A 26,103-nucleotide genomic window follows, 5' to 3' on the forward strand; every position below is an offset into this window, starting at 1 on the left:
GCGGGCATCTGGCCAAATGGGGTTTGACTAAACGGCGCCGGTCGCGCGAAGGTGAGGCAAAAAACAGGGGAAAACACGATCTCATGAACGCCGTGAACCAGCCGGGCGGGCAAAACTGAATGCGTCCGCTGCTGACCGTCGAAAATCTCAGCATCGGATTTGGCAAGGGCGAGCCGGTCGTGAAGGACGTGAGCTTTGCCGTCCAGCCGGGCGAAACACTGGCCCTGGTCGGGGAAAGCGGATCGGGCAAGACAATTTCCTGCCGTGCTGCGCTGCGCATCCTGCCAAAGGCAGCACAGCTGCGCACCGGGCGCATTCTGCTGGAAACCCGCGGCCAATCCTTGGACTTGGCAACGCTGGACGAACGCCGGATGCGGGATGTCCGCGGCAACATTGTATCGATGATCTTTCAGGAGCCGATGCGCTCGCTGTCACCCTTGCACCGGATCGGCAACCAGGTGTCCGAAGTTTTATGGCTGCACGGCCGAAAATCCGAACGCGCCGCCCGCAAGGAAGTGCTGGAATGTTTTGAGCGTGTCGGCTTCCCGGACCCTGAGCGCACCTACCGCTCTTACCCGTTTGAACTGTCCGGAGGCATGCGCCAGCGGGCGATGATCGCCATGGCGATGGTGGCCAAGCCGGACCTGCTGATTGCCGACGAGCCCACGACAGCGCTGGATGTGACCACCCAGGCGCAGGTGCTGGGGCTGATGAAGGAGCTTCAGCGCGAAACCGGCATGGCGATGATCCTGGTGACGCATGATCTGGGCGTGGTCGCCAATATGGCCGAGCAGGTGGTGGTGATGCACAAGGGCCGGGTGATGGAAGCGGGCCCCGCCGAACCGATGCTGCGCGCTCCTGCGCACCCCTATACCCGGGCGCTGTTTGATGCCGCTCCGGAAATCCCGGATGAAGCTGTCGTCGCCATACCGCCCTCCCGCGACGATCTGATCATGGAGATGAAATCCGTCTCCAAAACCTATACGCTGCGCGCCAGCAAGGGCTGGCAGGCGCCAACCCTGATCCACGCCTGCCGCGAAATCGACCTGCGGGTCACGCGGGGCGAAACGCTGGCAATTGTCGGCGAAAGCGGCTCGGGCAAGACCACAGCAGCCCGGATTGCCCTGGGCGCCGAACTGCCTGATCCGGGCGGCGAGGTGCTGTTCCACCCTGCCGCCGGGCAGCCTCCAATTGCCGTGCACGATATGGACCGGGCAACCCGGACGGCCTTTCAGCGCCGGGCGCAGATGGTGTTTCAGGATCCCTATTCCTCTTTGTCTCCCCGGATGCGCATCCAGGACACATTGGTGGAACCGCTGGAGATCCACGGCATCGGCAGCCGTTCAGAACGTCGTGACAAGGCCGCCGAGATGCTGCGGCTGGTCGGTTTGTCGCCAAACATGCTGAAGCGCTATCCGCATGCGTTTTCCGGCGGGCAGCGCCAGCGGCTGTCGATCGCCAGGGCGCTGATGCTGGACCCGGCGCTGATTGTTTGCGACGAGCCGACCTCAGCGCTGGACGTCTCGGTGCAGGAGCAAATCCTGAAACTTTTGGAAGAGATCCGCGACCAGCAGAACCTGTCCTACCTGTTTATCAGCCATGACCTGGCTGTCGTGGCCCGGATTGCCGACGAGGTCGCTGTGATGCGGCGCGGGCTGATCGTCGAGCAGGCGCCGCCCGAGACACTGTTCTACAACCCTCAGCACCCCTACACCAAGGCGTTGATCGCCGCCCAGCCTGAGCCGGACATCGACCGCCCCATCGACCTCAATCTGGTGGCCCAGGGCGCAGGCGCGCCGGAATGCTGGCCCGAAGAATTCCGCTTCAATGGCATCCAAGCGCCGCCGCTGGTGAACCTAAGCCACTTGGAAGCCGGCCATAAGGTACGCTGCCATGCTTGATATGCTGAAACCCCTGCTGGCCGCAGCCCTCTGCCTGGCGCCACTCTCCGCTCTGGCCGGGCCGGAAGCTCAGGAAAGCAAATTCTGGAGCTCGGAAGTCAAGGCAGGCTATTTGCCGCCTGTCGCAGAGCGTCTGCCGGAAGTGCCGTTGGTGGTGAACCTGGCTGCCAAGGGCCGGGAATTCGGCATTCAGGGCGGCACACTGAACACCATGGTGACCCGCTCCAAGGATATCCGGCAGATGGTGGTCTATGGCTACGCACGGCTGGCAGGCTATGACCAGAACTACCGGCTGCAGCCTGATATACTGCTGGGGTTCGAGAATGAGGGCAACCGCCGCTACACCCTGAAACTGCGCCCCGGACACCGCTGGTCCAGCGGCGACCCTTTCACTTCGGATGATTTCCGCTACTGGTGGGAGGATGTCGCCAACCACCCTGAGCTGAGCCCGGCCGGGCCGCCGGATTTCCTGCGGGTGATGGGGCAGCTGCCGCAGGTCAGTTTCCCGGATGAAACCACCGTCATCTTTGAGTGGGACGAGCCCAACCCGGGTTTCCTCTATGTGCTGGCACAGGCCCGGCCGCCGTTCATCTACCGTCCGGCCAAATACCTCAAACGCTTCCACGCGGATTATGCAGAGCCGGAAAGCCTGGAAGAGGCAATTGAGGCGTCCCGGGTTAAGAGCTGGGCGGCGCTGCACAACAAATACGACAACATGTACAAGTTCGATAACCACGAACTGCCCACTCTGCAGCCATGGATCAATGCATCGGCCGGCAAGAAAATCCGCCACCAGTTCGTGCGCAACCCGTACTATCACCGGATCGACAGCCACGGCGTTCAATTGCCTTACATCGATACAGTCGAGATGGAGATCGTCAGCCCCGGCCTTGTTGCGGCCAAGTCGAATGCGGGCGAGGCCGATCTTCAGGCCCGCGGCATCGGCTTCCGTGATATCCCGATCCTGCGCAAGGGCGAGAAGGACGGCTCTAAGTACAAGACGTTCCTATGGGGCAACGGCACTGCCTCGCAGATCGCGATCTACCCGAACCTTAATATCAATGATCCGGTTTGGCAGAAAATCCTGCGCGACGTGCGTGTGCGCCGGGCGCTGTCCCTGGCGATCAACCGGCGCGCCATCAACCGGGCGCTTTATTTTAACCTTGCAAAACCGGGCGCCATGACGGTGCTTGAGGAAAGTGAGTTCTTTGACCCGGAATTGCGGGCAGCCTGGGCGGATTTCGACCCGAGTGAGGCCAACCGGCTGCTGGATGAGGCCGGGCTCTCAAAAAGGGACGGCTATGGCATCCGCTATCTGCCTGACGGGCGGCTGATGGAGCTGATCGTCGAAACCGCGGGGGAACGCCAGGAGGTCGAGAATGCGCTGCAAATCATTACCGATGACTGGCGGGATGTCGGCATCAAGCTGGTGATGCGGCCGCTGGACCGCGACATCCTGCGCAACCGGGTGTTTTCCGGCAGTGCCATGGCCTCGGTCTGGTTCGGCTGGGACAACGGCTTGCCGCAGGCCTATACGTCGCCGGGGTATCTGGCCCCGACCGATCAGGTGTTTCTCTCCTGGCCGAAATGGGGCCAGCATTTCCAGACCGGCGGCGAGGCAGGCGAAGCACCTGACATGCCCGCCGCCCAGCGGCTGCTGGAGCTGCTGCACAATTGGGACATGGCCGGCACTGACGAACAGCGCGCCGCCGCCTGGCGCGAGATGCTGCAGATCCACGCAGATCAGGTCTTTGCCATCGGCGTGGTTGCCGGAGCGCCGCAGCCCGTGGTGGTCAGCAACCGTCTGCACAACGTGCCGAAACAGGCGGTTTGGGCCTGGGATCCAGGGGCGCATTTCGGCCTCTACCGCCCGGATGAATTTTTCTTTGAGGATGGCAAGGGCTGATGGAAATCCTGAAATACGCCATTTACCGCTTTGGCACCATGCTGCTCACCCTGCTGGTGGTGTCGGTGCTGGTCTTTGCCATCATCAACCTGCCGCCCGGCGACTATCTGTCGAACCAGATTGCAGAACTGCAAGCCACCGGCCAGTCCGCGGGAGTCGCCAAGGCGGAATTCCTGCGCCAGGAATATGCCCTCGATAAACCCTTGTGGCAGCAATACATGATCTGGATGGGCTTCATGCCCGGCCCGCATGGTTTTTCGGGCATGATCCAGGGCAATTTCGGCTGGTCCTTCGAGTTTGACAGCCCGGTGGCGGACATTGTCGGCGACACCCTGTGGCTCACCGTGCTGGTGAACCTGGCCGCAGTGCTGTTTGTCTATGCTGTGGCGCTGCCGCTCGGGGTGCTGGCCGCCGCCCGGGCCCGCACCTGGGTCGACTACACTTCCGCCTTTGTCGGCTACCTCGGGCTCGCCACCCCGAACTTCCTGCTGGCTCTGATCCTTTTCTACTACGGCCACCGCTGGTTCGACCTGCCAATCGGCGGGCTGATGGATCCGATGTTCGAAGACATGCCGATGACCTGGGAGAAGGTGAAATCCATCCTGACCCATCTGATCGTGCCCACTTTTGTGATCGGCACCGCCGGCGCCTCCGCCATGATGCAGAGACTGCGCGCCAATATGCTGGACGAACTGGGCAAACCTTACGTGGAAACCGCCATTGCCAAGGGCATGAAATCCTCGCGGATGCTGGCAAAATACCCGCTTAGGGTCGCCTTCAACCCCTTTGTCGCTGACATCGGCAACCTGCTGCCCTCTATGATCTCCGGCTCTGTGCTGGTGTCTGTCGTGCTGGGGCTGCAAACCATCGGCCCGTCTCTGCTGCAGGCGCTCAAGTCCCAAGACATGTTTCTGTCAGGTTTTGTGCTGATGTTCGTCGCCTTGCTCACCCTGATTGGCACCATGGTCTCGGATGTGCTTCTGGTGCTGCTGGACCCGAGGATCCGCTATGAGGGGCGCGGCGCATGACACAGCTACCCGACGGACGCTATGTCGACGACGCCCCCTTCGATCCGCAAGCCTCTCTCTTGGAGGTGGAGCGCAAGGATCTGGACGCGCCCAACTGGCTGCTGGTCTGGCGGAAGTTCCGCACCCACAAGCTGGGACTGATCTCCGGCGCTTTCCTGCTGGTGTGCTATCTGCTGCTGCCGGTGGCTGGTTTCATCGCACCTTACGGGCCGAACCAGCGCCACAGCGAGCACCTTTATTCGCCGCCGCAGTCAGTGAACTTCTTCCACCAGGGCGAGTTCATCGGACCCTATGTCTACCCCCTGACCTCGCATGCCGATCTGGAGAACTTTCAATGGGTGTTCACTCCGGACCTGGAAAACCCGCAGAAACTGAAGTTCTTCTGCGAGGGGCGCGAATACAATATCGCCGGGCTGATCCCTTCCACCACCCACCTGTTCTGCACCCCGGACAAGAACAGCCCCGTCTTCCTCTGGGGCTCAGACCGGCTGGGCCGCGATATCTTCTCGCGCATTCTCTATGGCGCGCAACTCTCGCTCACCGTGGGTCTGATCGGCATTTCGGTCTCTTTTGTGCTTGGCATCTTCTTCGGTTCTCTGGCGGGCTATTTCGGCGGCAAGACCGACTGGCTGATCAACCGCGTGATCGAGATTCTGCGCTCCCTGCCCGAGCTGCCGCTGTGGCTGGCGCTCTCAGCTGCGGTGCCCTCGAACTGGTCGCCGGTGGCCGTGTTCTTCATCATCTCGATCATCCTCGGCATCCTCGACTGGCCAGGCCTCGCCAGATCCGTGCGCGCCAAATTCCTGTCCTTGCGCGAAGAGGAATATGTCCGCGCCGCCGAGATGATGGGCGCGTCTTCCGGCCGGGTGATCCGCAAGCACCTGCTGCCGAACTTCATGTCGCATCTGATCGCCTCGGCCACCTTGTCGATCCCGGCAATGATCCTGGGCGAGACCGCCCTCTCCTTCCTCGGCCTCGGCCTGCGCGCGCCTGCGGTCAGCTGGGGCGTGATGCTGAATGACGCCCAGAACCTGGCCAATATCGAGATCTATCCCTGGACGGCGATCCCGATGCTCCCCATCGTTGTGGTTGTTCTCGCCTTCAACTTCCTGGGCGACGGCTTGCGCGACAGCCTGGACCCCTATCAGCAATGACCCTGCTCACCGCTCTGCCTGCCCCGGACACGTACCGCGCCACCGGCGGCGGCCAGTGGCGCAGCGCCTTTGCGGTGACCGAACTGGCCAATGCCTCCGTAGCGGCTGTGGGGCTGGAGCTGGCGCGGCTCATGAAGGTGCTGAACCTCGCAGCTGAAGCACCTGAGGTCACCGTGAACCAGCGCCTCGCATCGCTCTGGTTCAGCTACAGTTTCCGCCCCGAGGGCTGGGAGCTGCCCAGTCTCTGGGACGCGATTGCCGGTGTCTATGAAACAGCAGACGGCTGGATCCGCCTGCACACCAACCTGCCGCACCACCGCCTGGCAGCGCTGAAAGTGCTCGGCTGCAAAGACGAGCGCGAGGCCGTAGCAGCTGCGGTTAAGCATTGGCAGGGGGACAGGCTGGAAAGCGGAATTGTTGCGGCGTGCGGCGCGGCAGCTGCCATGCGCAGCCGCAAAGCGTGGCTAGCCCACCCGCAGGGCTGCGCTGTTGCCGCCGAACCGCTGATCCAATGGAGCGAACCCGCTCCGGTGAAATTGCGGCCCCGGCCGCAAGCCACCGCAGAGCGGCCCTTGGCCGGCTTGCGGGTGCTGGATCTCACCCGGATTCTGGCAGGACCTGTCTCAACCCGCACCCTGGCCGGCTTCGGTGCTGACGTGCTGCGCATAGACCCATCCGGCTGGGACGAGCCGGGGGTGATCACCGATATTTCCTTGGGCAAGCGCATGGCCGCGCTGGACCTGACCAAAGGCGAAGACCGGCTGGTGTTCGAGACCCTCCTGGCGCAGGCGGACGTGCTGGTTCACGGCTACCGCCCTGGCGCGCTGGACAAGCTGGGGTACGGCGAAGCAGTCCGGCGCCAGATCGCGCCAAACGTGGTAGAGGCAACGCTCAGTGCCTACGGCTGGAGCGGTCCCTGGGCCGGCAGGCGCGGCTTTGACAGCCTTGTGCAGATGAGCGCCGGCATCGCGGAGGCTGGCCGGAATTGGGCCGGGACCAGCACACCGCACCCCTTGCCAGTGCAGGCCCTGGACCACGCCACCGGGTACATGCTGGCTGCGGCAGTGCTTTCTGCGCTGGCTTCCGCGGCCCGCCATGGCTCCGCGCCTGCGGCCTCTCTGTCTCTCGCCCGAACCGCAGAGCAGCTTGCCGGGATGGAGAAATCCTCCAGTGACCCTGAACTCGCCTCCCCGGCCGCAAGCGATTACTGCCAGCAAACCGAGAACACCGGCTGGGGGCCAGGCCGCCGCCTGGCGGCGCCTCTTCTTTTGAGTGGAACGCAGATGCACTGGGACTTGCCCGCCAGCCGCTGCAACAGTGCCCCGGCACGCTGGCCGGACTAGGCTCCCCCGGACGCGCTGCCCTCTTGGCCTCCGGCCAATTCACCCCAGAGTACTGCGGACCAGAAAGAAGCCGGGGCTGGGTCTCCTGCTTCTTTCTGATTTCAAATACTCCCGCCGGAGCCGGCGCCGCGCGTCAGCGCGGCGCCAGGCCCAACCCCAAGCTGAGCGCGCCAGCGGTCCGGCGCGGGGACGGGAGGACCCCGCGCGCCTGATCAGCGGTCATCGCCGCCGGGACCGCCCATTTCCTCCAGAAGATCTTCGTCAATGGCGGCCTGTACCGCGCCGACAGCCGCTTCCTTCTGCTTCGGCGTCACCTCGCCTTCCTGGTCCGGAGCCAGGCGCACCGTGACTTCACGGTGGGCGAACTTCACACCTTCCTTGGCAAACAGCTCCCGGATTTCCTGATAGACCCGCTTGCGGACAATCCACTGGTCGCCCGGCTTGGTCATGAACTTGACCCGGATGATCATCGCCGAATCCTGCATTTCGATCACCCCCTGCGACTTCAGCGGCTGGATGAAGGTGTGCCCGACAACCGGGTCATCCATCAGCCGCTGCCCCAGCTTCTTGATCAGCTTGCGGACCTTTTCGACATCCGTGTCATAGGTCACCCGGAGCGGCAGCTTCATCATCACCCAATCGCGGGAGTAGTTGGTCAGCACCTTGATCTCGCCAAACGGAATGGTGTGCAGCGCCCCCAGGTGGTGACGCAGCTGGAAGGAGCGGACAGAGATCTTCTCGACCGTCCCTTTCACGTCGCCGATGTCGATGTATTCGCCTTTGCGGAAGGCATCATCCACCAGGAAGAAGGCGCCGGAAAAGATGTCCCGCACCAGGGTCTGCGAGCCAAAGCCCACGGCCAGGCCAACCACACCGGCACCGGCAAACAGCGGGCTGACATTGATGCCCAGCTCCAGAAGCACGATGAGGACGATCGAGACCAGAACCACCGCCAGAATGGCGCCCCGGAACAATGGCAGCAGGGTCGCCAGGCGGCTGGCGCCGCCCGCGCCGCCTTCATCCCCCAGTTCTCCCGGCTGGACTTCGCCGACCTCTTCGTCAATCTTGCTGTCGATCCAGATCCGGAACAGGTGGTAGACGATATAGCCGATGAACAGGATCACAGTGACGTCGGTAACCCGTTCAGCAGCCGTGGTTTCGGTCCAGCTGGCGTCCGGGTTCCAGACAATGATCAGGGAATAGGCTCCGACCACAAAGGCCAGGATACCGGCAACCCGGCGGGCAAGGTCCTCGTAGGTCGCAATCGGGTGCCTGGGCGCCGGCGCAGGAATTTCATCCTCCGGCTCTTCGTCTGCATCCAGGCTTGCGCCTTCTTCAATGTCTGTTTCGTCACTGCCGCCGTCAGTACCCGGAGCGCCGGCAGCAGCCGTAATCAGCCGGGACCGGCTGAAGTAGCGTTCGATGAAATAGTTGATTGCTCCGTATACGATCAGGATCGTGGTCAGAACAAAGTAGCTGCCCGCCATCAGCGGGATCGAAATGTCATTCTCCAGAACCAGGTCAAAGGCCAGTTTGAGCCAGCCAAAGGCCATGTAGGTCATCAGCAGCGGCGCCCAGACCACTGCAAGAATGCGTACCAGCCAGGAGCACTCCTCAGGCACCCGCCCGGCCCGGATCGCATTGGAAATCGCCCGGCCGTTGACCAGAACCATCAGCAGGTTGCCGAGCATCCCGACCAGCGCCAGCAGGCCGTAAACCATGGCGTAGACATTGTAATTGAGTCCGAAGTCGCCAACCCAGGTGGCAAACAGGACAGAGGAAATATCATAGGTCGCCAGCAGCGCCGCCCAGACATAGAGCCGCTTGGCATCCTTGTCCGAGAACACCGGAATCCGGTACTGCGCCAGAAACGGCGACAGGACCATTCGCCACAGATCCGACACTGTCCGGGCCAGAAAGAAAGCCGTGTAAACTGCCGTTGCAGTGAATTCGATAGACGGATCGCCAGAGGCGCCGAAAATCAGGTAGGAAATCAGCGCAGCAAAGACCATCGCAAAAACCGTCCCGCCAACTCCCATCAGGAAGCGGTAGACCAGGAAGGGCATTTTTTCCTGGTAGCCTTCCGGGTTCTGCCGGATCCGTGCCACGACAAACCGCTTGGCAAAGCGCTTGCCGTAGATTTCCGTCGACAGCCAGCGGCCGATGAGCAGGAACAGCACGCTCCAGCCCAGCACCTCGACATAGGTCATGATGCGCCCGTCCGGACTGGTCTGGCGCAGAATATACTGCATCTCGAAGATCGAGTAGGGCAGCGCCTCAAGGCGGCTGTTCAGTTCTGCCCGGAACGCAGCGACTTTGGATTGCGCCTTCATCAGCGCCGAGGGCTGCTCCATGATGTCCGAGGCCGGCTGATCCGCTTGCTGCCCGTCAGGCGGTGCGTTCAGCAGCTGGCCGCTGCTGTCCACAACCACGACACTCACACCGCTCTCCGCAGCCTGTTCGATGGCCTGGGCCAGCGTATCTGCTCCCGCAGCGTCACTTTCCTGCGCGCCGGCGTGAGCCGCCAGGGTGATGCTCAGCAGCCCGCAAAGCAGGAACCGGTAAATAAAATGCAGCATGAGCGCCTATCCTTTTGGAAACTTGAGTCAAATTAACCACGCACAAAGGCGTTGCGCAAATAGCGCGGACGCAATTTCCTGTGCGCTATGCAACAAAGGCGCATGATTGCATGCACAGGGGCTCCGGGCTATACAATTTCAAACATCCGCCCCTAGGGCGGAACGCCGAAATCCCGGCCTGGCAGGATCCGGCCGCGCCTGGAATACGGCAAAAGCAAACACTGACCGCGTTCCCGCCGCAGCCGGCTGCGGGGCGTGCAAACTGAGGCGGAAGATGGCGGAGCACAAGAGCACGCGCCCGGGAACGAGCGGCAGCCGCGGCTGGCTTGGTTCCGGCCCCGCCGGAACCTGCCCCCTGCCGGGCGCAATCCGGCACCTCAATCAGGCATCCCAATGACGGACACAGGCACCACAAAGACAGCGGCGGAAACCGGCACGCGCGGGCCGCGGATCATGTTCTACAGCCACGACACTTTCGGGCTGGGGCATCTGCGCCGCTCGCGGGCGCTGGCCGGCGCCATCACCGCCGCCAATCCGGATGCCTCTGCACTGATCCTGACCGGTTCGCCGGTGGCAGGCCGGTTCTCCTTCCCCTCCCGGGTCGACCATGTCCGCCTGCCCGGGGTGATCAAACGCTCGGATGGTTCTTATGCCTCGCGCACCATGGGCATGAGCATCGAGGAAACCGCCGAGCTGCGCGCCGCGCTGATCCGCTCGACGGTGGAGCAGTACGAGCCGGATGTGCTGATCGCCGACAAGGAACCCACCGGCTTTCGCGGCGAACTGATGCCGGCGCTGGAACTGCTGAAGTCCAAAGGCCGCTGCAAGATCGTGCTGGGTCTGCGCGATGTGCTGGACGAGCCCGAGGTGCTGGCCGCCGAATGGGAGCGCAAGCACGCGGTTGAGGCCACCCGCGACTTCTATGACGAGATCTGGGTTTACGGTCCGCGCTCGGTCTATGATCCCACTGCCGGGCTGCCCTTCACGCCCGCCATGCAGGCCCGCATGCATTGGACCGGCTACCTGCGCCGCGACCTGGGCCAAGTCGGAGAACCGCCCGAGCAGCCCTACCTGCTGATCACCCCCGGCGGCGGCGGCGACGGCGAGATGATGGTGGACCTGGCGCTGGCCGCCTATGAGGCCGACCCCGGGCTCACCCCCCGCGCAGTGCTGGTCTACGGGCCCTTCCTGTCCGGCGAAACCCGCGAGGATTTCGAGGAACGCGTCGCCCGCCTTGATGGCCGGGTCACCGCCGTCGGTTTTGAATCGCAGATCGAGACCCTGTTTGCCGGCGCCCAGGGGGTCGTATGCATGGGCGGCTATAACACTTTCTGCGAGGTGCTGTCCTTTGACAAACCGGCTGTGATCGTGCCCCGCACCACGCCGCGGCTGGAGCAATGGATCCGCGCCAGCCGGGCCGAGGAGATCGGCCTTACCACGATGCTGGATGAGACCCGCGACGGCTGGAATGCTCCGGCGCTGGCCAAGGCAATCCGGGCGCTGGCCAACCAGCCGCCGCCCTCTGCCGCCGGCTCCGAGGGCCTGCTGGACGGGCTCGATTATGTCACCCGCCGCGTGGACGCCCTCTTGCAGGATACTCATCAAGAGGCTGCAGAATGAGCACGCCCCGCCCGCCGCTGGCGGTGGTGGTCAAGGGCTGGCCGCGGCTGTCCGAGACCTTCATCGCGCAGGAACTGGTTGCCCTGGAGGCGGCCGGCCACGCGTTCGAAATCTGGTCGCTGCGCCACCCCACCGACATCAAGCGCCACCCGCTGCACGCACAGCTGAAGGCGCAAGTGAACTACCTGCCGGAGTACCTCTATGAGGAGCCGGAGCGGGTCTGGCGCGCCCGCGCCATCGCGCAAGGCCTTCCCGGCTACGCCGAGGCCTACCGCATCTGGCGCGCTGATCTGCGGCGCGACCTCACCCCCAACCGCATCCGCCGCTTTGGCCAGGCCTGCGTGCTGGCGGCCGAAATGCCGGACGCCGTGCTGGGGCTTTACGCCCATTTCCTGCACACGCCCTCCTCAGTGGCCCGCTATGCCGCCATCATGCGCGGCCTGCCCTGGAGCTTCTCGGCCCACGCCAAGGACATCTGGACCTCGCCAGATTGGGAGCTGGAGGAAAAGCTGTCCGCTGCCCACCATGGCGCCGCTTTCGGCGCCACCTGCACCGGCTTTGGCGCCAAGCACCTGCAGCAGATGGCCGACACGCCGGAACGGGTTGATCTGGTCTACCATGGGCTCGACCTGTCCCGTTTTCCGGCTCCGCCCGAGCGCACCCCGCGCCAGCCGCAGGATCCGGTGCATTTCATGTCCGTCGGCCGCCTGGTCGAGAAAAAGGGCTTTGACCGTCTGATTGCCGCCTTAGCGCTGCTGCCCGCAGGCCTCGACTGGCACTGGACCCATATCGGCGGCGGCGGCTTGGGCGACCTCTTGCAAGGCATTGCCGAGGATGCAGGCATCGCGGACCGCATCACCTGGCGCGGCGCCTGCGACCAGCCCGAGGTGATCGAGGCAATGCGCGCCTCGGATCTGTTTGTGCTGCCCAGCCGGGTCGCCGCCGACGGTGATCGCGACGGGCTGCCCAACGTGCTGATGGAAGCCGCCTCGCAGGCTCTGCCGATCCTGTCGACCCCGGTCTCGGCAATCCCCGAGTTCATCGACCACGGCACCCATGGCCTGTTGAGCGACGACAGCCCCGAAGCTCTGGCCGAAACCCTGCTCTATGCGGCCCGCCAACCGCAGAAGCTGGCGGAAATGGCAGACGCAGCGCTCACCCGCCTGCGCACTGACTTCGGCATGGACCCCGGCATCGCCCAGCTCTCCAAGCGGCTGAACTCGATGCTGCAAGGCAGCTGAGGCCGATGCCGCCGGGAGCCGGAAAGCAGGTTGCCTTCTACGCGCCGATGAAACCGCCGCACCACCCGGTGCCCTCCGGCGACCGCGAGATCGCCCGCAACCTGATGAAGCTGCTCAGCGGCAGCGGCGCCGGGGTGCAGCTGGTCTCGGACCTCAGGATCTATGACAAGCGCGGCAGCGCTGAGGTTCAGGCAGAATTGAGGCAGCAAGCCGAGGCGGAAACGGCCCGGCTGATCTGCGAAATGCCCGAAACGGATCTTTGGGTCACCTACCACAACTACTACAAGGCGCCGGACCTGATCGGCCCCTCCGTGGCCCGCGCCCGCGGCATTCCTTATGTGCAGATCGAATCCACCCGCGCCAAGAAGCGCCTGATGGGTCCCTGGGCAGGCTTTGCCGAAGCTGCCCACACCGCCGCAGATGCAGCCGCGGCGATCTTCTACTTCACCGAACAGGACCGTTTCGCCCTGAACCGGGACCGTTGCGGCGGCCAGGCCCTTGCGCATCTGCCCCCATTCCTGCCGCTGGAGGCTCTGCCCCCGGTGTCCACGCTGGACGGCCCGATGCTGGCCGCAGGCATGATGCGGGACGGCGACAAGCTCACCTCCTATCGCATTATTGCCGAAACGCTGGCAGAGCTGCCCGGCAGCTGGAAACTGGATATTGCCGGCGACGGCCCAGCCCGGCCTAAGGCCGAGGCACTCATGGCGCCTTTCGGGGACAAAGTCCGTTTCCTGGGCCAGCTCTCCCGTGCGGAACTGGCAGAGGCCTATGCCAAGGCCAGCCTGTTTCTCTGGCCCGGCGTCAATGAGGCCTTCGGCATGGTCTATCTGGAAGCACAGGCGCACGGCCTGCCGGTTGCTGCCCAGGACCGCCCCGGCGTAAGGGACGTGCTGCTTCCAGGGAGCTATCCTGCACCCGAAGACGGGCCGCAAGCTCTCGCAGCCTTTACCGCCGGCCTGCTTGCAAATCCTGCCCGGCGCACTGAAATTGGCCAGGATGCACGCAACTTCATTTCCTCCCGCCATCTCTCTCCTGCCGCGGCCCGGCAGTTTTGGTCCACTGTTCTGCCGCTGATTGAGGCCCGCACATGATCCGCCTTGCCCTTCTGCGCCACGGCCATACCGCCTGGAACCGCGCCGGCCGTATCCAGGGCCGCAGCGACATCCCGCTGGACGACCAGGCCCGCGCGGAACTGGGCGGCTACGCCCTGCCATCGGAGTGGAGCCAAGCGCAGCTCTGGTCCAGCCCGCTGATGCGCGCAGCAGAGACGGCAGAGCTGGTGGCTAGCCGCCGCCCCCTCACTGCACCGGAATTGACCGAGATGAACTGGGGCGAGTGGGAAGGCCTGCACGGTCTGGACCTGAAGGCTGATCCGGACAGCGGCTTTCGCGATATCGAGAACTGGGGCTGGCATTACCACCCGCCCGGCGGCGAAACCCCGGCCGAAGTCTGGGCCCGCATCGAGCCTTGGCTTCACAGCCTGACGCAGGATGCCGTCGCAGTCTGCCACATCGGTATCATGCGAATGATCCTGGCCCGCGCCTATGGTTGGGACTTCAACGGCCCGGCCCCCTTCCGTATCAAACGCAACCGGCTGTTTGTGGTGGAAGTCAACGGCCGGGCTCTGACCCCATTGCCCGAACCGGTACGCCTCATCCGCAAGGACGCAGCATGAAAGTTCTGATCGCTGTCACCCATCTTCTGGGCACCGGCCACCTGTCGCGCGCCTTCACCCTGGCCCGGGCTTTCACCGCGGTCGGCCATCAGGTGCAAGTGGCCTCCGGCGGTTTTCCCGCCCCGCAGCTGAACTCCGATGAGATCGACCTGATCCAACTGCCGCCGCTGCGCTCGGACGGGGTGGATTTCACCAAGCTTCTGGCAGAAAACGGCACGCTGGCCGATGACACCTATCTGGCCAGCCGTCAGGACGCCCTCTGCTCCGCCCTGCAGAACCTGCAGCCCGATGTGCTGATCACCGAGCTCTACCCCTTCGGCCGCCGCTCTCTGCGCAAGGAGTTCCTGGCGCTGCTGGAGGCCGCCCACGGCCTGCCCAAGCGGCCAGTGATCCTGTCCTCGATCCGCGACATCCTTGCCCCGCCTTCCAAACCGGAAAAGGCAGACAAAGCTGACAGGGTCATCGGCCAATACTATGATGCGGTGCTGGTCCACTCCGATCCCGCCGCCACCAGGCTTGAGGCCAGCTGGCCGGTCAGTGACATGCTGGGCGCCAAGCTGCGCTACACCGGCTATGTCGCCCCGCCCGCCGCAGGCCCGCACCCGCAGCAGGCAGGCCGTGGTGAAGTGCTGGTCAGCGCCGGCGGCGGCAGCGTCGGTACCCCGCTCTATGAAACCGCTCTGGAGGCGGCCAAACTGATGCCGGGTACCCCCTGGCGCCTGCTGGTTGGCGGCACGGATGCGGCGGACCGAATCAAGGCCTTCTCCGAAACTGGTTCCCCTGCCCTGCTGGAGCCCGCCCGCAAGGACTTCCGGCAGATGCTCTCTCACGCCGCGGTTTCGGTCAGCATGTGCGGATATAACACCGCACTGGATCTGCTGCAGGCCGGAAGCCCTGCCGTTCTGGTGCCGTTTGATGCTGGAAACGAAACCGAACAAGGGCTTCGCGCCGCGAGCCTGGCGCCCTTGGATGGCTTTGAAATCGTCAAAACCGCAGACCTCTCCCCCGCGGCGCTATGCGCTGCGGTCAATTCGGCTTTGCGCGCTCCCAGGCGGGTTGCAGGCGGTTTCAGGTTTGACGGCGCCGCCCGGTCTGTGGAAATTGCCGCAGAACTGGCGGGGGAGCGCGGATGACACCGGACTGGAGCGAGCTGGACAGGGAACTGGCCCATTGGCAGGAGGCAGGCATGACTCTGCCGCTGTGGTGGCGGGACGACGACGCAATGTCCCATTCCACCGAGCTGGAGCGCTTGGCCGCGCTCGCCGAAGAGCTTGACCTGCCTGTGCATCTGGCGGTGATCCCGCAGGGCGTGACACCCGATCTCAGCCGCTTTGTGGCAGAACGTCCTCTGCTCATTCCAGTGGTGCATGGCTGGGCGCACCAGAACCACGCCCCCGCAGGTGAGAAGAAGGCCGAGTTCGGCGCGCATCGCCCGCTGGAAGAGCTTCTGGATGATGCAGAACGCGGCCTGGCCAGCCTGCAGGAAATGTTCGGTTCCGGCCTGCGGCCGATGTTTGTGCCGCCCTGGAACCGGATCTCGCCTGAGATGATGACCTGGCTGGCAGGTGCAGGCTATACTGCAGTCTCCACCTTCACGCCCCGGACGGCTGCCAAACCCGCCCCCGGCCTGCTGCGTGTAAACACCCACCTCGACCCGATCGACTGGAAACGCGGCCGCAGCCTCGTACCCCCGGAACAACTGATTGCGCAAGCGGCCCGCCAGCTGCGCGACCGCCGCCTGGGCGAGGCGGATAATGCTGAACCCTACGGCCTTCTCACCCACCACCTGGTGCATGACGAAGCGGTCTGGACCTTCACCGCTGCGCTGGCAAAACGCCTGCTCAACGGCCCGGGAGAAGCCTGGATCTATGATGAAAGGATGTCCTGAATGAGCCGTCTTGATTCCATGCTGCGCCGCTTCACCGCCCAGCGCGACGGTCTGAACTGGGCCGCGGAGCAAATCACCGCAATGAACGGCGATGTGCTGGACATGGGCCTCGGCAACGGCCGCACCTATGATCACCTGCGCGAGATCCTCTCCGACCGCCGGATCTGGGTGATTGACCGGGTGCTGCAGTGCCACCCCTCCTGTGTGCCTCCGGAACAGGACTTCCTCCAGGGCGAGGCCAAGCCGATGCTGGAACGCCTGGCCGCGGAGGGGCACAAGATTGCCCTCGCGCATTACGACTTCGGTTTCGGGGTCAAGGAACAGGACGTGGCCGAGGCCGCAGCCCTGTCACCGGTGATTGCCAAGGCCATGGCGCCGGGGGGCATCATCGTATCCGGCCAGCCGCTGGCTGGTTTCGAGGAACTCGCAGGCCCTGAAGGCATCCCGCCGGGCCGCTACATGTTCTACCGCGTAAGCTGAACTTTGCCCCAGGCCCGCGGTGCCGGCCGGCCCCGCGCCTGAACGCCCCAAGCGGTTCCAGGTTATGAGCCTGGCGGCAGCATGCTCCGGCCAGCCCGGCACAGCCTAGCGCACAGGAAAGAAGAACAGAACCGCATTGCAGACCGGACCGCCCGGCCAAGGGCCGGGCAGCGCGGGGCCGCCCTCGATGGGCGGGGCCGCGCTGCGCCCCTTCCGGCGCCGCTCAGGCCACCCGCGCCCCGCGCGACCAGACCCCGCGCAGGGCCGGGGTGCCAGCCGTGATGCCAAAACGGATCAGGTCCGCGCGCTTGCCTATCTGCAGCCGCCCGCGGTCGCTCAGCTCCACCGCATCTGCGGGCGCATGGGTCACGGTGCCAAGGCCGCGCGCCATGTCGCCCCACAGCTCCCCCAGCTTCACCGCCGCCATCAGCAGCGCCGCGGGCACATAGTCGGACGAGACAATGTCCAAAAGCTCAAGCTCCGCCAGCTCATGCGCCGCCACATTGCCGGAATGCGAGCCGCCGCGGATCAGGTTCGGCGCGCCCATCATCACCTTGATACCGTGTGCATTGCAGGCCTGCGCCGCTTCCACTGTGGTCGGGAACTCCGCCAGCCGGATGCCGTGGCCGGCCGAAACCGCCACCTGCTCTGCCGTGGTGTCATCATGGCTTGCCAGCACCGCGCCAAAGCGGTTGGCCGCCTTCACCGCTTCAGCCTCATGCAGCGCGCCATAGGTTTCCTGCAGCTCCAGCAGATGCGCAACATGCGCCTTGAAAGCCGCATCATCAAAACCGTGCTTTCCTTTCACATACTGCTCCAGCTTGGAGATGTCCCGGAACTGCCGCTGCCCTGGCGTGTGATCCATCAGCGAGACCAGACCAACCCGGTCGGTTTCACCAAAGGCATTCAGTTCTTCCACCAGCGTGTCGGTGCAAACCTCTGCCCGCAGATGCAGGAAATGCGAGATTTTCAGCGCATCCGACGCCCGCAATTCCAGCAGCTCCGAGGCCAGCCCGCGGGCGTAGGCGCCATAGCGGCTGTCCCGGCGGCTGATCGAACCGACCCGCATCGCATCAAACACCGTGGTGATGCCGGTCCCGGCCAGCTCCGCATCATGCGCCATGATCGCACTGGCATGCGGCCAATCCACTTTGGGGCGCGGCTGGATGTGGCGCTCCAGATTGTCTGTATGCAATTCGACCAGACCCGGGCAGACATAGTCGCCGCCGCAGTCCACGGCGCCCGCAGGAACCGAAGCACCGCCGGCAATATCCGCAATCTCACCGCCCGCGATCTTCACGCTGCCCGCCCGGATCTCTCCTGGAAGCACCAGCGTGGCATTGGCAAGGATCAATTCATCTGTCATCTGAACTTCACATCTTTCGAGCTATGGAAGGCCACGTTTAGGAGGCCAATGTGACATTCACGCGATACGCGATCTATTACGCCCCGCCCGCCAACGCGGAATGGAGCCGCTTCGGCGCCAGCTGGCTGGGCTGGGACATGGAAACGGGTACAGAGCTGCCGCATCCGGAGATAGCCGGGCTGGACATCGCGGCAATCACGGAGGTGCCGCGCAAATACGGGCTCCATGCCACGATGAAACCGCCGATGCGCCTTGCCGAAGGCCAGACGCAAGCCGCGCTTGAGACTGCCTGCGCCGCACTGGCCGCCGCTCAGAAACCCGTCACGCTGGACAGCCTGCACCTGGCCCGGCTCGGCCGTTTCCTGGCCCTGCGCCCTACCGGGGATCAAGCCGCGCTGAACACGCTGGCCTCGGCCTGCGTGACGGAACTCGACCCGTACCGCAGCCCAGCACCTGCAGCCGAACTGGAGCGCCGCCGCGCCGCCGGCCTGACACCGGAGCAGGACAGCAATCTGACCCGCTGGGGCTACCCTTACGTGCTGGACCAGTTCCGCTTCCACATCACACTTACCGGCAAATTGCCCAAGCCTGAGCTGCCCGCGGTGGAAGCCGCTTTGACGGAGCACCTGATCCCGCTGCTGCCCGCGCCCTTTGCGATCACCGACCTGGCGCTGATGGGCGAGGCAGCGGACGGGCGGTTTCATCTGATCCACCGCTACGCCCTTTCCGGCTGAATGGCCGCCAGCGCGGCATTCACCGCCGCGCTGAGCACGCCGCTGTTGTCGATTTCATAGACACGGGCCAGCCCCTCCGGCAGCGGATTGACTGCCCGCGCTAGCCGTCTCTGAACTTCTTCCGCGTCCTCCCGCCCGCGCGCTGTCAGACGCTCAGCCAGCACCTCGGGCCGGGCCGTTACCGACAGCACGATGAAGTCGCCAAACACCTCCTGCGCCTGCAGCAGCACAGCGCGCGACAGGTTCACGAGCACCCCGCCCGATCCTTCACGCAGCTTTTCAATGTCGCGGGGAATGCCGTAGTGCAGCCCATGCGCCTGCCAATGCAGGGCAAAGACACCGCTTTCGGCCAGTGCTGAGAACTCCGGCTCGCTGACCGGCTGATAATCCTCGCCGCCAGCCTCGGGTGCACGGGTGATCACCCGGCGCATCAGCCGCAGCTGAGGGCCAGAGACAGCAAGCGCAGACATCAGGCTGTCCTTGCCCACCCCGGAGGGGCCAACAACGGCTATGACCGGCCCTTTTTGCGAAGCCGTTCTCATGCCGCAGCCTTGGGCGAGAAACCGGATACATCCACGAAGCGGTCGCAGACCTGCGCCCGCGCTGCCTCGTCATGGAAGATGCCGATAATCGCTGCTCCGCGCGCCTTGGCGCCTTCGATCAGCCCCAGCACTGTGGCGCGGTTCTTCGCATCCAGGCTGGCCGTCGGCTCATCCAGCAGCAGCGCCGGATAATCATGGGCAAAGCCGCGCGCGATGTTCACCCGCTGCTGCTCCCCGCCCGAGAAGGTGGTGGGGCTGAGGCCCCAAAGCCGCTCCGGGATATTCAGCTGCGCCAGCAGCGACGCCGCCTTGTCGCGGGCCTGTTCCACCGGCGTGCCCACGGCCAGCAGCGGCTCTGCCACCACATCCAGTGTGGCCACCCGCGGCACCACCCGCAGGAACTGGCTGACATAGCCCAGGGTCTCGCGGCGCAGCGCCAGGATCTCGCGCGGCTGCGCCTTCGCCACATCCACACCGCCAACCACCACACTGCCGGAGGCCGCCAGGTAGTTGCCATAGATCACCCGCATCAGAGTGGACTTTCCCGCCCCGGAGGCCCCTATCAGCCCGGCACATTCACCCGGCTCGACGCTCAGGCTGGCGTTTTCCATCACCGGAATCACGGCGCTGCCCTGATTGTGCAGAGTGAAGCTCTTGCTCACATTTTTAAGTTCAATCATCTCGCCACCCTCAGACTTGCAGCACGCTGGAGACCAGCAGCTGGGTATAGGCGTGCTGCGGATCGTCCAGCACCTGGTCGGTCAGACCATTTTCCACCACATGGCCGTCTTTCATCACCATCAGCCGGTCCGCCAGCAGGCGCACCACAGCCAGATCATGGGTGACAATGATCGCGCTCAGCCCCATCTCACGCACCAGGCCGCGCAGCAAATCCAGCAAGCGTGCCTGCACCGAGACGTCCAGTCCCCCGGTGGGTTCGTCCATGAACACCAGCCGCGGACCGGTCACCAGATTGCGGGCGATTTGCAGGCGCTGCTGCATCCCGCCGGAAAACGCGCTGGGGCGGTCGTCGATCCGGCTCTCACTGATCTCCACCCGGCCCAGCCAGTCGGCGGCACGTTCGCGGATGGAGCCATAGTGCCGGTCGCCCACGGCCATCAGCCGCTCGCCGATATTGCCGCCGGCAGACACCGACATCCGCAGCCCGTCGCGGGCATGCTGATGGACAAAGGCCCAGTCGGTGCGGCTCAGCATCCGGCGTTCCGGCTCGGACATGGTGACGGTATCCACCGGCCCCTCCGTGCGGGTGTCAAAGATCACCTCTCCCCGGTCCGGCGTCAGATGGCCCGCCAGGCTGTTCAGCAGGGTCGATTTACCTGACCCGCTTTCACCGACGATCCCCATCACCTCGCCGGGATAAAGATCAAAGCTCACATCCGTGCAGCCGATCCGTGCGCCATACATCTTGGCAACGTTCTTCACTTGCAGCAAAGGGGTCATCACGCTGCCTCCTCACTCAGGCGGCCGGAGTGGCCTGCCTCGCGCCGCGAACGGCAATAGTCCGTGTCAGAGCAGACAAACATCCGGTTGCCCGCATCATCCAGGATCACCTCATCCAGATAGCTGTGCTCGGAGCCGCACAGGTCGCAGGCATGCTCGGCCTTGCTGGCCTCAAACGGGTAGTCCTCGAAATCCAGCGAGACGACCTGGGTATAGGGCGGCACCGCGTAGATGCGCTGCTCGCGGCCTGCGCCGAACAGCTGGATGGCCGCCATCTCCATCTTGGGGTTGTCGAATTTGGGGATCGGCGAGGGGTCCATGACATAGCGCCCTTCCACCTTGACCGGGTAGGCATAGGCTGTCGCGATGGCCCCGTGCTGGCTGATGTCCTCGTACAGCTTCACATGCATCAGCCCGTATTCCTGCAAGGCGTGCATCTTGCGGGTTTCGGTCTCACGCGGTTCCAGAAAACGCAGCGGCTCTGGGATCGGCACCTGATAGACTAGGATCTGGTCCTCGGTCAGCTCTGCCTCGGGAATCCGGTGACGGGTCTGGATGACGCTGGCCTTTTCCGTTTCCTCGGTGGTCTCTACTCCGGCCGTCTTTTCAAAGAACTTCCGAATCGAGACCGCATTGGTGGTGTCATCCGCCCCCTGGTCGATCACTTTCAGCGTATCATCCGGCGTCAGCGTCGCGGCGGAGACCTGCACCCCACCGGTGCCCCAGCCATAAGGCATCGGCATCTCGCGGCTGGCAAAGGGCACCTGGTAGCCCGGCACCGCCAGACCTTTGAGGATCGCCCGGCGGATCATCCGCTTGGTCTGCTCGTCGAGGTATGCAAAATTGTAGTCAGACATGGCTTGGCCTCACTGCCTTGGCGGATTGTAAAATCGGGTGATAGAATTGAGCGAAGACACAGTCCTGAACATTGTTTCCGCCATTTCCGGAACCGCGCTCATCGGCCTTATCCTGTGGTTGTCGCTGCGCAAGCCGACCCCAAGAAAACGCAACCACCCTTCCCGCAAGCGCCGCAGGGAACGCCGGGACAATGACCGGAATACTCCCCCGGACGTCTTCTGAAGCGCAGATCATTGTGCAGCCTCCCGCGCCGCCAGTGTCTCGGACAGCTCTGCTGCCTCGCGGCGCAGTTTGCGGACCAGCTCCAGCTCGGATTGAAAATCCACGTAATGCGGCAGTTTGATATGCTCCAGAAAACCCGTGGCCTGAATGTTGTCGGCGTGGCTCAGAACAAATTCCTCGTCCTGCGCAGGCGCGCCCAGATTGTCCTCGCCCAGCTCCTCCCAGCGCAGCGCCCGGTCGACCAGCGCCATGGCGATGGATTTGCGCTCTGACTGGCCGAAAACCAGACCGTAACCGCGGGTGAACTGCGGCGGCACCGTCTTGGAGCCCTTGAACTGGTTCACGGTTTCGCATTCGGTCAGCTCCACCTCGCCGATCTCAATGGCAAAACCCAGTTCGGGGATCTCCATCTCCACCGGCACGGTGCCGATACGCAATTCACCGACAAAGGCGTGGTTGCGCGCGTAGCCCCGCTGGGTCGAGTAGGCCATACCGAGGATGAACCCCTCATCGCCGCGGGTCAGCGACTGCAGCCGCACCGCCCGGTCCGCCGGATAGGACATCGGCTCGCGGGTCAGATCGCCTGGGACCGCATCCGAAGACGGCTCGCGTTCAATGATGTCTTCGCCCTGCAGGAACTCGGTGATGTGCGGTGTGGCTTCTTTGCGCGGCTTAGCAACCGGTGCGTCGGGCACTTCGCCCTCGGCGGCCAGTTTGAAGTCCAGCAGACGGTGTGTGTAATCGAACGTCGGTCCCAGAACCTGCCCGCCCGGCGCGTCCTTGAAGGTCGCCGAAATCCGGCGGTCGCAGGCCATGTCACCGGTTTTCACCGCTTGCGAGCAGCCGAACCTCGGCAAGGTGGTGCGGTAGGCGCGGATCAGGAAGATCGCCTCGATCAGATCGCCGCGCGACTGCTTGATCGCCAGTGCCGCGAGATCAGGATCATAAAGCGAGCCTTCCGCCATCACCCGGTTTACCGCCAGACTCAGCTGCTCGCGGATCTGGGCGAGGGAAAGCTCAGAGACATTCTTGTCGCCACGGCGTTCCTCGGCCAGCCAGGCATGGGCGTTTTCGATGGCGCGTTCGCCGCCTTTCACTGCAACATACATGTCCTCAAGCCTCCGCAGCTACTTGGGTTGACCGCGGCAGCGCAGCCACCTGCGAACCCGAGGTAAAGAAGAAATCCAGGCCGAGCGGATACAGAACCGCGTTGTCCTGAAACGCCGCCAGCTCCGGCAGCTGCATTTCTGCGGTGCCCTTGATGCCCGGCCCCCTGAGCTGTGCGTTTGGCGTGCCGAAACCAGGCACTTCGACAATCAAGGTGGCAGAACGGTCCGGATACTCCGGAGTGCCGGTGCGGAAGCGGGCCAGCGGCATCAGCGCTTCCCAGCTGCCAAGGACGAAATCTGCCTGCTCGGCCGCCACGATGGGCGCTCCGGTGTGGAACGCAAGCCAGGCACGCACAGCCTCTGTATCGGCACCCGGCGCCAGAAACACACCGGTCTCCGGATCGCACAGCGTCAGCAGCAGGCACCCTGCGGCTGGGGAAATCCCCTCAGGCGGGGTGGCGCCGGTGATTTCCTGGACCTCGCCAGGGCGGGCCATCGCATTCATTGCAGCCCGGAATGCATGCGCCGAAGCCACCGGGGGATTGCTGAACCCGCCTGCGTAGACGGCGGAGCTGGTTTGAAGGCTCATCAGTCCTCTCCCCGGACCATGGTGAAAAACTCGACTTTGGTTGCCGCCGCTTTGGCTGCGCGCAGGTCCTTTTGGACCTGTCGCTCCGCCGCCAGCGGTGCAAGAACCGCATCCCGCAGAACTCCCGCGGCAGCGGTCTGCATCAGAGCGTCAACTTTTGCCGCGATCTCAGCTTTGGCCTTGCTGCGCCCCTGCACGTAGCCGTGTCCAACCGTGCCGTCCTCCAGCGACAAGGCGCAGCGGGTGACAGTCATCTCACCCAGATTGAACGGTGCCCCGCTGCCGCCCATCCGGCCGCGCACCATGACGCCGCCTGCCTCAGGTGCACGCAGAAATTCGCAAACGGGATTGGCGCCGCAGTCCTGCCACAGCTCGGTCAGCCGGGCCTCGTCAGCAGTGGCCAGCAGGCTCATCCAGCCTTTGCGGTCCTCTGCAGAAAAAGTGGTGTTCATTTGTCTAAGCCTCTTGGCCAGGTTGTCTACATTTACTATACAACTAGACAAATGTTATCTGAGTCGCCCCGGATGGCGCAATCCTCATCTTGTGAAAGTTCCGTGACATGCCCCGCACCCCCGTCTGGAAATCCATCGCTATTGCCCTGACTGATGACATTGCCCAGGGCCGCTACGAGACCGGCGGCAAACTGCCGGCCGAAGCGCAGCTATCGGCCCGCTTCGGAGTGAACCGGCACACCGTGCGCCGGGCTCTGGCAGATATGGCAGACCAGGGCCTGGTGCATTCCCGCCGCGGCGCAGGCGTGTTTGTGGCTGCAAAGCCAACAGATTACCCGATCGGAAAGCGGGTGCGGTTCCACCAGAACCTGGCACGGGAAGGGCGCAGCCCCGCCAAGCAGATCCTGACACTGGAAACCCGGGCCGCCGCTGCCCCTGAGGCCAACGCACTGCAGCTCGATCCCGGAGACAAAGTGCATGTGTATGACGGGCTGTCGCTGGCGGACGGCCAGCCCATTGCACTGTTTCAGAGCATTTTTCCGGCCGGCCGCTTCCCCGGCATTCTGGATGCCTTGCAGGAGCAGCGCTCGGTCACTGCGGCCTTGCAGCAGTATGGGATCGAGGATTACACCCGCACCGAAACCCGGATAACGGCAAAGCTTGCCACTGCCACCCAGGCCCTGCACCTGAAAGTGGCGGAAGGCAGCCCGATCCTGCGCACCACGGGCATCAATGCCGACCCGGCAGGCAGGCCAGTCGAATTCGGCCGCACCTGGTTTGCCGGCGACCGGGTTACTTTGACGGTCGGCGGCGAGAGTTGAAAGCAGGCGGGCCTGGCGGCCGGCGCTTCAACCGCCCCGCTGCATCTGTGCCGGGGTCGTCCCATAAGCGTTGCGGAAGCACTTGGAGAAATGGCTGGAGGCCTGAAAGCCGCAAGCCAGCGCCACATCCAGCACACTCATCTGGGTCTGGGTCAGCAGGAAATAGGCCCGGCGCAGCCGCAGCTGCATGTAGTACTGTTTGGGGGTCACATTCAGCTGGCTGCGGAACAGCCGCTCCAGCTGGCGGGCGGAGATCCCTGCCTGCTTCGCCAGCACGGAGGGCGGCTGCGGCTCTTCCAGGTTTTGCTCCATGGCACCGATCACCGCCGCAAGCTTGGGGTTGCGCACCCGCGTCCGCACCGGGGCCACGGCACTGATGGTCCTCTGGACCTCCTGGATCATGCCGTAATTCATGCTTTCCGCCACGCGTTCAGCGAAAGCCTGGCCGTGATCCTGTGCAATCAAATCCAGGAACAGGTCGATTGAGGACACCCCGCCAGATGAGGTGCACCGGTCCCCCTCCGATACAAACTGCCTGTCGCTCAGTTCAACCTCCGGAAACATCTCCCGGAAACTGTCGCGAAACTGCCAATGCAATGTCGCAGGGGCCTTGTCGAGCAGCCCAGCATCCGCCAGCACAAAGGCTGCGGTGGCCAGCCCGGTCACCCGAACTGCGCCGCGGGCATGGCGGGACAGCCAGATGCTCAGTTTGCGGCTTTCCAGCTCTTTGGTTTGCCACCCGCCAACCAGCACGATGTCAGACGGATCCCGGCAATCGTCCAGGCTTTGCCCAGCTTCGGCAGGCATTCCCAAAGAAGAGGCCACTGGCCCCGCCTCGATGCTGCAAAGCACCCAGTCATACAGCGCTTCACCGCTGCAAAGATTGGCGTTTTCCAAGGTCTCCAGCGCCGAAACCAGCGACAGCAGGGAAAACCCGGGCAGCAGCACAAAATGGAACCTATGGCGCGCATTCTGCCGCTTGGAGGAAAGCCCAAAAGGATCCGCAGCCGCACTTCCGGAGAAGCGCGGCTGAGAGTTTTTCGGGCCGGAAGATTGATAGTCCGTCGTCATGGCGCGCAGTCTGGCATGTCATAGCCGTTAGCGTAAGTGGCTTTCGCGCCGCACATGGCG

General features: G+C 64.1%; 25 protein-coding genes. 15 read left to right on the forward strand and 10 right to left on the reverse strand.

Annotated elements, in window-relative coordinates:
* The first annotated feature begins 119 nt into the window (after positions 1 to 119).
* Genes RA20_RS09660 through RA20_RS09680 form a run of 5 tightly spaced genes read left to right on the forward strand, consistent with a single transcriptional unit; the run spans position 120 to position 7,332 of the window.
* Positions 120 to 1,901, forward strand: a complete 1,782-nt coding sequence (locus tag RA20_RS09660) for an ABC transporter ATP-binding protein (protein ID WP_039127454.1) — start codon at positions 120 to 122, stop codon at positions 1,899 to 1,901.
* Positions 1,894 to 3,807 (forward strand): ABC transporter substrate-binding protein, encoded by a 1,914-nt coding sequence (locus tag RA20_RS09665; protein ID WP_039127457.1) that lies wholly within the window; start codon positions 1,894 to 1,896, stop codon positions 3,805 to 3,807. The genes RA20_RS09660 and RA20_RS09665 overlap by 8 nt, the downstream gene beginning before the upstream one ends.
* A complete protein-coding gene (locus RA20_RS09670) occupies positions 3,807 to 4,835 on the forward strand; it encodes an ABC transporter permease (RefSeq protein ID WP_039127459.1) in 1,029 nt (342 codons plus the stop codon). Before RA20_RS09665 ends, RA20_RS09670 begins: the two co-directional genes overlap by 1 nt.
* Complete coding sequence (locus tag RA20_RS09675; protein ID WP_039127462.1) at positions 4,832 to 5,989, forward strand: ABC transporter permease; 1,158 nt, start codon at positions 4,832 to 4,834, stop codon at positions 5,987 to 5,989. The genes RA20_RS09670 and RA20_RS09675 overlap by 4 nt, the downstream gene beginning before the upstream one ends.
* The gene (locus tag RA20_RS09680; RefSeq protein WP_039127465.1) at positions 5,986 to 7,332 is read left to right on the forward strand and encodes a CoA transferase; all 1,347 of its coding nucleotides are present in this window, start codon (positions 5,986 to 5,988) and stop codon (positions 7,330 to 7,332) included. Before RA20_RS09675 ends, RA20_RS09680 begins: the two co-directional genes overlap by 4 nt.
* 212 nt (positions 7,333 to 7,544) lie before the next feature.
* Here RA20_RS09680 and RA20_RS09685 read toward each other — a convergent pair whose 3' ends face one another.
* On the reverse strand, positions 7,545 to 9,911 hold the full coding sequence (locus RA20_RS09685) for a mechanosensitive ion channel family protein (protein WP_039127468.1): 2,367 nt from the start codon (positions 9,909 to 9,911) through the stop codon (positions 7,545 to 7,547).
* A gap of 393 nt (positions 9,912 to 10,304) precedes the next feature.
* Between RA20_RS09685 and RA20_RS09690 the strand changes: the two genes are divergently transcribed.
* Genes RA20_RS09690 through RA20_RS09720 form a run of 7 tightly spaced genes read left to right on the forward strand, consistent with a single transcriptional unit; the run spans position 10,305 to position 16,818 of the window.
* Positions 10,305 to 11,531 carry a glycosyltransferase family protein gene (locus tag RA20_RS09690; RefSeq protein WP_241482230.1) on the forward strand — a complete coding sequence of 409 codons (1,227 nt, stop codon included), beginning with the start codon at positions 10,305 to 10,307 and terminating at the stop codon, positions 11,529 to 11,531.
* On the forward strand, positions 11,528 to 12,772 hold the full coding sequence (locus tag RA20_RS09695) for a glycosyltransferase family 4 protein (RefSeq protein WP_039127471.1): 1,245 nt from the start codon (positions 11,528 to 11,530) through the stop codon (positions 12,770 to 12,772). The genes RA20_RS09690 and RA20_RS09695 overlap by 4 nt, the downstream gene beginning before the upstream one ends.
* A 5-nt stretch (positions 12,773 to 12,777) precedes the next feature.
* Positions 12,778 to 13,866 carry a glycosyltransferase family 4 protein gene (locus RA20_RS09700; protein WP_039127474.1) on the forward strand — a complete coding sequence of 363 codons (1,089 nt, stop codon included), beginning with the start codon at positions 12,778 to 12,780 and terminating at the stop codon, positions 13,864 to 13,866.
* The gene (locus tag RA20_RS09705; protein ID WP_039127477.1) at positions 13,863 to 14,450 is read left to right on the forward strand and encodes a histidine phosphatase family protein; all 588 of its coding nucleotides are present in this window, start codon (positions 13,863 to 13,865) and stop codon (positions 14,448 to 14,450) included. Before RA20_RS09700 ends, RA20_RS09705 begins: the two co-directional genes overlap by 4 nt.
* Positions 14,447 to 15,583 (forward strand): glycosyltransferase family protein, encoded by a 1,137-nt coding sequence (locus RA20_RS09710; RefSeq protein ID WP_039127480.1) that lies wholly within the window; start codon positions 14,447 to 14,449, stop codon positions 15,581 to 15,583. Before RA20_RS09705 ends, RA20_RS09710 begins: the two co-directional genes overlap by 4 nt.
* Positions 15,580 to 16,338, forward strand: a complete 759-nt coding sequence (locus RA20_RS09715) for a polysaccharide deacetylase family protein (protein ID WP_039127482.1) — start codon at positions 15,580 to 15,582, stop codon at positions 16,336 to 16,338. Before RA20_RS09710 ends, RA20_RS09715 begins: the two co-directional genes overlap by 4 nt.
* Positions 16,339 to 16,818: a class I SAM-dependent methyltransferase gene (locus tag RA20_RS09720; protein WP_039127484.1), complete on the forward strand. Its 480-nt coding sequence runs from the start codon at positions 16,339 to 16,341 to the stop codon at positions 16,816 to 16,818. It begins immediately after the preceding gene.
* 223 nt (positions 16,819 to 17,041) lie between these two features.
* On the opposite strand, the gene RA20_RS09725 is transcribed toward RA20_RS09720, so the two are convergent.
* Positions 17,042 to 18,184, reverse strand: coding sequence for an alpha-D-ribose 1-methylphosphonate 5-triphosphate diphosphatase (locus RA20_RS09725; protein ID WP_039127487.1), 1,143 nt, complete (start codon positions 18,182 to 18,184; stop codon positions 17,042 to 17,044).
* Positions 18,185 to 18,234: 50 nt separating this feature from the next.
* Here RA20_RS09725 and RA20_RS09730 point away from each other — a divergent pair, with 50 nt between their 5' ends.
* Complete coding sequence (locus RA20_RS09730) at positions 18,235 to 18,918, forward strand: DUF1045 domain-containing protein (protein ID WP_039127490.1); 684 nt, start codon at positions 18,235 to 18,237, stop codon at positions 18,916 to 18,918.
* Here the strand turns inward: RA20_RS09730 and phnN are convergent.
* The 4 genes from phnN to RA20_RS09750 are packed head-to-tail and all read right to left on the reverse strand — an operon-like array spanning position 18,900 to position 21,778.
* The gene (gene phnN, locus RA20_RS09735; RefSeq protein ID WP_039127494.1) at positions 18,900 to 19,460 is read right to left on the reverse strand and encodes a phosphonate metabolism protein/1,5-bisphosphokinase (PRPP-forming) PhnN; all 561 of its coding nucleotides are present in this window, start codon (positions 19,458 to 19,460) and stop codon (positions 18,900 to 18,902) included. The genes RA20_RS09730 and phnN overlap by 19 nt on opposite strands.
* Positions 19,457 to 20,140: a phosphonate C-P lyase system protein PhnL gene (phnL, locus tag RA20_RS09740; protein ID WP_039127497.1), complete on the reverse strand. Its 684-nt coding sequence runs from the start codon at positions 20,138 to 20,140 to the stop codon at positions 19,457 to 19,459. The genes phnN and phnL overlap by 4 nt, the downstream gene beginning before the upstream one ends.
* Before the next feature lie 10 nt (positions 20,141 to 20,150).
* A complete protein-coding gene (gene phnK, locus RA20_RS09745) occupies positions 20,151 to 20,921 on the reverse strand; it encodes a phosphonate C-P lyase system protein PhnK (protein ID WP_039127500.1) in 771 nt (256 codons plus the stop codon).
* Positions 20,921 to 21,778 carry an alpha-D-ribose 1-methylphosphonate 5-phosphate C-P-lyase PhnJ gene (locus RA20_RS09750; protein ID WP_039127503.1) on the reverse strand — a complete coding sequence of 286 codons (858 nt, stop codon included), beginning with the start codon at positions 21,776 to 21,778 and terminating at the stop codon, positions 20,921 to 20,923. Before RA20_RS09750 ends, phnK begins: the two co-directional genes overlap by 1 nt.
* Before the next feature lie 46 nt (positions 21,779 to 21,824).
* Here RA20_RS09750 and RA20_RS25760 point away from each other — a divergent pair, with 46 nt between their 5' ends.
* A complete protein-coding gene (locus RA20_RS25760) occupies positions 21,825 to 22,001 on the forward strand; it encodes a hypothetical protein (protein ID WP_193748818.1) in 177 nt (58 codons plus the stop codon).
* An 8-nt stretch (positions 22,002 to 22,009) separates the two neighbouring features.
* Here the strand turns inward: RA20_RS25760 and RA20_RS09755 are convergent, their stop codons facing one another.
* The 3 genes from RA20_RS09755 to phnG are packed head-to-tail and all read right to left on the reverse strand — an operon-like array spanning position 22,010 to position 24,151.
* A complete protein-coding gene (locus RA20_RS09755) occupies positions 22,010 to 23,110 on the reverse strand; it encodes a carbon-phosphorus lyase complex subunit PhnI (RefSeq protein ID WP_039127505.1) in 1,101 nt (366 codons plus the stop codon).
* 4 nt (positions 23,111 to 23,114) lie between these two features.
* Positions 23,115 to 23,699 carry a phosphonate C-P lyase system protein PhnH gene (gene phnH / locus RA20_RS09760; protein WP_039127507.1) on the reverse strand — a complete coding sequence of 195 codons (585 nt, stop codon included), beginning with the start codon at positions 23,697 to 23,699 and terminating at the stop codon, positions 23,115 to 23,117.
* On the reverse strand, positions 23,699 to 24,151 hold the full coding sequence (gene phnG / locus RA20_RS09765) for a phosphonate C-P lyase system protein PhnG (RefSeq protein ID WP_039127509.1): 453 nt from the start codon (positions 24,149 to 24,151) through the stop codon (positions 23,699 to 23,701). Before phnG ends, phnH begins: the two co-directional genes overlap by 1 nt.
* A 107-nt stretch (positions 24,152 to 24,258) precedes the next feature.
* On the opposite strand from phnG, the gene phnF reads away from it, so the two are divergent.
* Positions 24,259 to 24,972, forward strand: coding sequence for a phosphonate metabolism transcriptional regulator PhnF (gene phnF, locus RA20_RS09770; protein WP_039127512.1), 714 nt, complete (start codon positions 24,259 to 24,261; stop codon positions 24,970 to 24,972).
* Between the two features lie 27 nt (positions 24,973 to 24,999).
* Here the strand turns inward: phnF and RA20_RS09775 are convergent, their stop codons facing one another.
* Entirely contained in the window at positions 25,000 to 26,043 is a 1,044-nt protein-coding gene (locus RA20_RS09775) for a GlxA family transcriptional regulator (RefSeq protein ID WP_052248919.1), read from the reverse strand.
* Positions 26,044 to 26,103: the final 60 nt, after the last annotated feature.

This window comes from Leisingera sp. ANG-Vp (assembly GCF_000813725.1).
In the GTDB taxonomy this organism is placed as follows: domain Bacteria; phylum Pseudomonadota; class Alphaproteobacteria; order Rhodobacterales; family Rhodobacteraceae; genus Leisingera.